Source organism: Halomonas sp. IOP_14, from assembly GCF_021021315.1.
Lineage (GTDB): Bacteria > Pseudomonadota > Gammaproteobacteria > Pseudomonadales > Halomonadaceae > Vreelandella > Vreelandella titanicae.
Map to the genome: position 1 here is coordinate 1 of NZ_JAINWD010000069.1, position 7002 is coordinate 7002.

The window sequence follows — 7002 nt, forward strand, 5'->3', positions numbered from 1 at the left end:
GCGGGTGCTGCGCTTAATGTTTGAATTCAGGCCACAAGAGTTCTTTGTGAAGGGATGCCACATTGATGATCTTTTCTGCTCTATACCATCCACTTACCGACGCTTACCAACCGACTCGCCCGATAGACTCCCTGCGAAATCGACTTTTGAAAAAAGCTTGCTAGAAAAGTTAGTGGCAGTCGGAGCAGACGTCGTCGTCCTTGACGGACTATTAGTCATTCTAGACGAGCTAATCCGCCCTCAGAGTCCTTTTTATCGCAAGATCGTCAATATCCATCCGGGACTTACGCGCCAAGACTCCCCATATCAAAGACGGGGTGCCTCTGCAACACTTGATGCACTGTACGGGGCTCAAGGAAAAAAGGTTATCAACTGGCAGACAATGGAGACCGAAAGCGTTCCTACTATCAACAAGACTGGCGCCTCACTCCATTATGTCGACAGTGGAATTGATTCTGGCGAAGTCATCTACGACCTATTGGAAACTCATATCGAACCAGGTGACTCCATCATTGAATTACGGTGGAGAAACTTTAATAAAAGCCTATTTCCCGCACTTCATAAAGGATTGGAATCTCTGAAAAACGACATCACCACTTCCTAATCATACTGAATCTATAGAATGGAGGTAGAATCTCATGCCCATTGGGCATTAGGAGCGGCTGTGAGCAGACAGTACCAAAATGAGAAGAAAGGGTATTTCTATGCAAAAGTTATGTGTCTCCAACAGCCTGAGACCAATGCCTCCGTTTTATATCCTTACCGCGAATATGGTCTGGTGAGCGCCGATTGGATCCGCGCGCAGCCAACACGCTCAAACTAAGCAAAAGGGGCAATGGCCACACACTGGGCAACAAAACTGCGCAACTCAGCTAGGGCACGCTGCCCGAGCCGCCCAAACAGCACTGTTAAACCAAGGCAACCCCTGCGAAAGCCCAAGCAGCGTAGGCACAACGGACGGCATCACTGTTTAACGCTCTATTAATTAGTAACACGCTGAAAAGCCCCGAGAGAATACTGGCCAGCGCAGCGGCGGCCATCAGCTCGCGGGTTCGACGAATCAAATAGAGAAGCACATTCACTTCATTGAAAATCGACGCCTACCTGTAAAGACGAACTGCTCGCGTAAAAGTTAAACAACATCTATGTAAAAAAACCTCATTCTCATTCGTCATTAAGCAAGGAAGCCAGTACGCCGCCTTTGGTGTTTTATTAATTGACACATCAGCCACTAGGACTCTTATGCATATTCACGATTTGATCGGCATCGGCTTTGGCCCCTCCAATATTGCCCTGGCCATTGCTCTCGACGAACAGCGCCAGGCAGGGCAAGCGAAGGATGCCTTGTTTATTGAGCGCCAGCCCTGCTTTGCTTGGCACCCGCATATGCTGCTAGAAAATGCCCATATGCAGATTTCCTTCCTCAAAGACCTGGTCACGCCGCGTAACCCGGGAAGCCGTTACAGCTTCCTCAATTACCTTCACAGCAAAGGCCGCTTACAAGACTTTATCAATCTGCAGACCTTCTTCCCCAGCCGTCACGAGTTCAATGACTACCTAAGCTGGACCGCCAGCCACTTTGAACACCAGTGCACCTATGGAGAGGATGTGTTTGAAGTGCTGCCCGAAACTGATAACGACGAGGTAGCCTACCTCCGCGTTCGTTCACGGGATGAGAGTGGCGCGGTGCAGGAAAGGCTCACCCGTTCATTGGTAATTAGCGTGGGTGGTGCGCCCAATGTGCCTGAATGCTTCGCCGGCCTAAAAGACAACCCACGGGTCTTCCACTCCAGCCACTACCTCCGGGAGTTGGCGAAGCAAGACGCCCCCAAACGCATCGCCGTGATCGGTGCGGGCCAGAGCGCCGCTGAGATATTCCTTGATCTACACGGCCGTGAAGGCATTCAGGTGGATCTTATTAGCCGGGCATGGGCCTTTAAACCCTCCGACGATAGCCCCTTCGTCAACGAGATTTTCAACCCCGAATACACCGACTACGTGTTCAACAACCCCACCGGCCAGCGGGAAGCACTGCTGCAGGAGTACAAAAGCACCAACTACTCAGCCCCTGACTTGGCGTTGATTCAGGAGATTTACGACGTGTTCTATCAGCAAAAAGTGACCGGCCAGGCCCGCCACCGCTTCCGTCGCCGCCATGAGGTTATCGGCAGTGAAGCAGGCCCTGAAGGCGTTGAGCTAAACGTGCGTGATTTGGAGACTGGCCATACGGATATCACCCGCTACGACGCAGTAGTGTTAGCCACCGGCTATGTACGCGACACCCATAAACAGCTACTGGCCCCCGTCGCGGACTACCTGCCTGAGTTTGCTGTCAATCGCCACTATCAGCTCTACACCAAGCCTGCGTTCAAACCGGCTATTTTCCTGCAAGGCAGCTGCGAGCCCACCCATGGTTTAAGCGACACCCTGCTGTCGATTTTGGCAGCACGGACAAGTGAGATCTGTGAAGTGCTTAATGAGGCACTGCCAACATCCTATTCAGGAGTATCAACTCCCTCACTAGTAGGTGCGGACTAACCAAGCACTATTAACGCATGGCCGCTCTCTCAGAGCGGCCCCTAATACCGAGATTCACGACCATCATGTCCCTACATCCTGATATCGCCGCTTTCTTAGACCTAGTCGCCGATAGTGGCAGCCCGCCTTTCCACTCTCTCTCACCACAACAGGCACGCACTGCTTACGAGGCATCATCGCAGATGCTTGATGAACCAGTATCGCACAATGCCGAAACGCTGAGCATTAAGTGCCGAGATGGTCACCAACTTGAGCTACGTCGCTATCAAGGTAAGGAAGCTATCTCGCCCACCCTTCTCTATTTCCATGGCGGCGGCTACTTATTAGGCAGCCTGGATTCGCACGATACGCTTTGTCAAAGCATTGCTCAGATGGCAGGTTATACAGTCCTCGCCGTCGACTATCGTTTGGCCCCGGAGCATAAATTCCCAACAGCCTTTCACGATGCTGAAGATGCCTATTGCTGGTTGCTAGAACATGGAGAAGGGATAGGTATCAATACCTCATGCATCGCTGTTGGTGGCGACAGCGTAGGGGGCACTCTGGCCACTGCGCTCTGCATGTCAGCACGCGATAATGACTGGGCCCCGCCGCGCTGCCAAATCCTTCTCTACCCCTGCACCAGCGCCTGGCAGGACAGCGAGTCTCATCGCCGATACGCACAAGGCTACCTGCTGGAAGCAGACACCCTGCAGTGGATGTTTAGCCACTATCTAAATAGCAGTGAGGAACGCCACGACTGGCGCTTCGCGCCGTTGGAGGCTGCGGAGCTCAAAAACCTACCGCCTGCGTTTATCGCCCTGGCCGAACATGATCCTCTAGTCGACGAAGGCATCTCCTACGTGAACCGCTTACAGGAAGCGAACGTGGATACCCAACTGACCATATACCCCGGCATGGTGCACGACTTCGCACGCCTGGGCAGCATCACGCCCGATGCCACCGGTCAGGTACGCGCAGATATTGCTAAGGCGCTACAGCACCATCTTGTTAACTAGCCAACTCGTAGGTCTGGCTGCCGCCCCATAGGTCATACATGTAGCGGCACTTACTACATGTACCGTTTTGGGCAACATGATGTTGCAAGTCAGCACAAATTCAGAACATAATACTAATAATAACAATTACCATTAACGTATAAGTATCATTCAAGGGGATTATCATGCATCAATTTCGTACCGGCCTGCGCAGGCAACTGCTCTCCGCGGCCATTGCCAATGCCTGCGCTGCGACGCTATTCGCGGCACCGGCGGCTCTTGCTCAAGGCGCTAATCTACAACCTAACGAAAGCAGCGATACAAGCACCACACTGCCTACCCTGCAAGTAACCGAAAGCCGTCTCTATGAAGAAGCAACGGGGCCAGTACAAGGTATTGCTGCCACCCGCAGCGCAACAGGCACCAAAACCGATACACCGATCATCGAGACCCCGCAGTCCATCTCAGTAGTTAGCAGTGAGGAGTTTCGAAATTATGGGGCCCGAAACTTCAATGAGGCGTTGGGTTACACAGCCGGTGTATCAAGGCAGGAAGGCGCTGATCGCACCACTGAAACACTCAGAATCCGCGGATTCACCGTTAATAGATCCTATCGTGACGGCAGTAAATACCAATCTAATCTTTATGATGGCCAGCAAGAGCTTTATGGTCTGGAACGATTGGAAGTATTAAAGGGCCCGTCCTCTATTCTTTATGGGGTGGCCTCCCCTGGTGGCATGATCAACGCTGTTAGTAAACGCCCTACCAGCGAGCCCCTGCGCGAGGTAAATATCGAGGCGGGCAGCTTTGATCGTCGCCAAATATCTGCTGATTTCTCCGATGCTCTGGATGAGGATGGCGTTTGGTCATACCGCCTGACCATGCTGCACCGGGATAGCGATAGCTTTATCGACCATGTGCCGGATGACCGCACCTATATTGCTCCAGCGTTGAAATGGCAGCCAAATGAGGATACCTCGCTCACTCTGCTGAGTGAGTATCAGCGTGATCAAACGGCCTATGTTTACGGGCTACCCACCAGCGGTACTATTCTTTCTAACCCGAATGGTCAAATTCCCCGCGAGCGATTTACTGGAGAGCCCGGCTATGATGAGTATGATAACGAGCGCTACTCGATTGGCTACTTGTTTGAGCATGATCTCTCTAACAGCCTCCACCTCCGCCATAGCCTGCGGACATTCCAAGCCGACCGGACTTACGATTCTATAAATATGGGACAGAGTAGCGACCAGCGAACCTATACAAGGATCGCTCAAGATCGCCACGATTCGTCAGCTGGCTTGACCTCAGATACCTCCTTGCAATACGACTGGGAGGCTGGTAATACCACCAACACCAGCTTGATCGGAATAGACTACATACGACAACGCCACGAAACCGAGCGCTACAACCGCACAGCGCCACCGCTTGACCTCTTTGATCCTGTTTACGGCAGTGGAGATTTCGGCGAACCGGTGCCTTTTGCATGGTCATCCAAGCAACGCAGCGAGCAGGTTGGCTTGTATGCTCAAAATCAGATGAAAATCGCCGACAAGTGGGTTCTCATGTTGGGAGGGCGGCAGGACTGGACTGAATCTGAGACCTCTCCCTACTTTGGCCCCACAGAGTGGAGTCGTGAAACGGATAATGCTTTCACTGGACGTGTAGGGGGTGTCTATCTTGCCGATAACGGTTTGGCGCCTTTCATTAGCTATAGCCAGTCGTTTGAACCTACCAGCGGCACCGACCGTAACGGTAATCAGTTCGAGCCCACGCGAGGAGAGCAATATGAACTGGGCGTTCGCTTTCAGCCGGAAGGGTGGGATACCATGCTCACCGCCACCGCCTATGAGCTGACACAGGAAAACGTCAGCGTCACCGATCCGGTGGACACCAGCTTCCAGACACAGATAGGGGAAGTACGTTCACGTGGTGTCGAATTGGAAGCGAAGACGGCACTAGGCCCCAACGCCAACTTGGTAGCAGCCTACACCTACACTGATGCGCGTACAACGAAAAGCAGCCCCGTTACGCCAGATCAGGTGGGCAGGAGAACGGCCAATACACCCTACAACCAATTCTCGCTATGGAGTGATTATCGCTTTGGCGATTTCGGCTTGCCGGGGTTGAAAGTAGGAGGTGGAGTTCGCTACGTAGGCCCAACCCGGGCGACTTGGGTAGCGGGAGAAGTGCCGTCGTTTACACTTGTCGATACACGAGTGAGTTATGAAACCGGATCTTGGGTGTATGCATTGAATGCCACCAATCTCACTGACAAAACCTATATCGAGTCCTGCACTTATGGATGCTTCTATGGTGAACCGAGAAGCATTGTAGGCTCAGTAAGTTATCAGTGGTAACCTCATTACCAAGAGAGACAATGGCAGGCGGCTTCACCGCCTGTCATTGTTTTATAAGAGCCAAAATAGAAAATATATTGATGATCTATATGGGTAATTTGCTACCATCAGGCCGTATAATTTTTCTCCTAGTTATATTTTTACCGCTACTCATCTCATTCGCTAACGCTGAAGAGCCCAAAAAGCTGGTCGCTTTTGACTATGCCATTGCAGATACACTTTCTGCTTTGCAACAGCCTCCTTTAGCGATGGCGGGCTTGGCACAATATAGGCGCTTCTACCGAGAGCCTTTACTACCTGATACCCAGGAGCTCGGGAATAGGTTTCAGCCCAATTTTGAATACCTAGCGTCGTTGGAGCCTGATGCTATTCTAATATCGCCACCGGCCCATTTGAATTTAGAGAATAAACTTTCCAGTATTGCTGATGTAATAAAAATCCCGCTATTTGGAGAAAACTTAAATATTTGGCAGAACCTTGAACAACTTACTAGAAAAGTAGGGGAGCTGAACAATCAGCAACAGCAGGCCCAAGAATTAATTGAATCTGCCCAAACTAGACTGGCAGTAATAGCGGCACAGATTGCAAGGCCTGTAGACCCCCTGTTGGTTGTAGAAATTCGAGACGACCGACATGTTCGCATTTATGGGCATGGAAGCCTGGAAGATATGGTTATCACTCAGTTGGGATTGGAAAATGCCTGGCAAGGCCCTACTAACGACTGGGGCTTCAGTACATTAACCATTTCAGAGGCGTTTCAATTAGAAGGTAGGTTCATTCTGCTTCACCCGACTTACTCTCAATACACAACTGATTCAGCCTTGCCAACGTCGGGGCTATGGCAGCATTGGTTGGATGATCCCCCAGTCAGTATAGACGTCAATTATTGGTCGTGGGGTGGGTTCTTCTCCGCCCTGCGCTTCGCTGAGTCACTCAAAGAAGCACTGGAGAACACTTAAGAAATCTCTGATCAACTATTTTTCGCTTGGCCATACTGCGTTAAAAATCGTCTCAAAATGCTCATTTACAACCTGTAAATTTCGTTTTTTCGTTGATTTTTGCCTTGTCTGGCCTGCGCTCATCACGTTAATCAGAGGCTCCTTAACTTCCCGACTGACTTCACTCTA

5 protein-coding genes are annotated in these 7002 nt (G+C 51.2%); all 5 read left to right on the forward strand.

Annotated elements, in window-relative coordinates; translation table 11 throughout:
- The coding region (locus K7H09_RS23670; protein WP_230806277.1) for a formyltransferase family protein at positions 1–604 on the forward strand (604 nt) is incomplete at its 5' end.
- Between the two features lie 638 nt (positions 605–1242).
- On the forward strand, positions 1243–2538 hold the full coding sequence (locus K7H09_RS23675; RefSeq protein ID WP_041157723.1) for a lysine N(6)-hydroxylase/L-ornithine N(5)-oxygenase family protein: 1296 nt from the start codon (positions 1243–1245) through the stop codon (positions 2536–2538).
- A 65-nt stretch (positions 2539–2603) separates the two neighbouring features.
- Positions 2604–3536: an alpha/beta hydrolase gene (locus tag K7H09_RS23680; protein ID WP_041157722.1), complete on the forward strand. Its 933-nt coding sequence runs from the start codon at positions 2604–2606 to the stop codon at positions 3534–3536.
- A 164-nt stretch (positions 3537–3700) separates the two neighbouring features.
- On the forward strand, positions 3701–5875 hold the full coding sequence (locus K7H09_RS23685; RefSeq protein ID WP_041157721.1) for a TonB-dependent siderophore receptor: 2175 nt from the start codon (positions 3701–3703) through the stop codon (positions 5873–5875).
- Positions 5876–5895: 20 nt separating this feature from the next.
- A complete protein-coding gene (locus K7H09_RS23690) occupies positions 5896–6834 on the forward strand; it encodes an ABC transporter substrate-binding protein (RefSeq protein WP_052475525.1) in 939 nt (312 codons plus the stop codon).
- The last annotated feature ends 168 nt before the right edge of the window (positions 6835–7002 follow it).

Excerpts from the sequence above, each read along its gene's own strand:
- K7H09_RS23680 (WP_041157722.1), top strand. The coding sequence starts at position 2,604 with ATGTCCCTACATCCTGATATCGCCGCTTTCTTAGACCTAGTCGCCGAT.
- K7H09_RS23690 (WP_052475525.1), top strand. The coding sequence starts at position 5,896 with ATGGCAGGCGGCTTCACCGCCTGTCATTGTTTTATAAGAGCCAAAATA.
- K7H09_RS23685 (WP_041157721.1), top strand. The coding sequence starts at position 3,701 with ATGCATCAATTTCGTACCGGCCTGCGCAGGCAACTGCTCTCCGCGGCC.
- K7H09_RS23675 (WP_041157723.1), top strand. The coding sequence starts at position 1,243 with ATGCATATTCACGATTTGATCGGCATCGGCTTTGGCCCCTCCAATATT.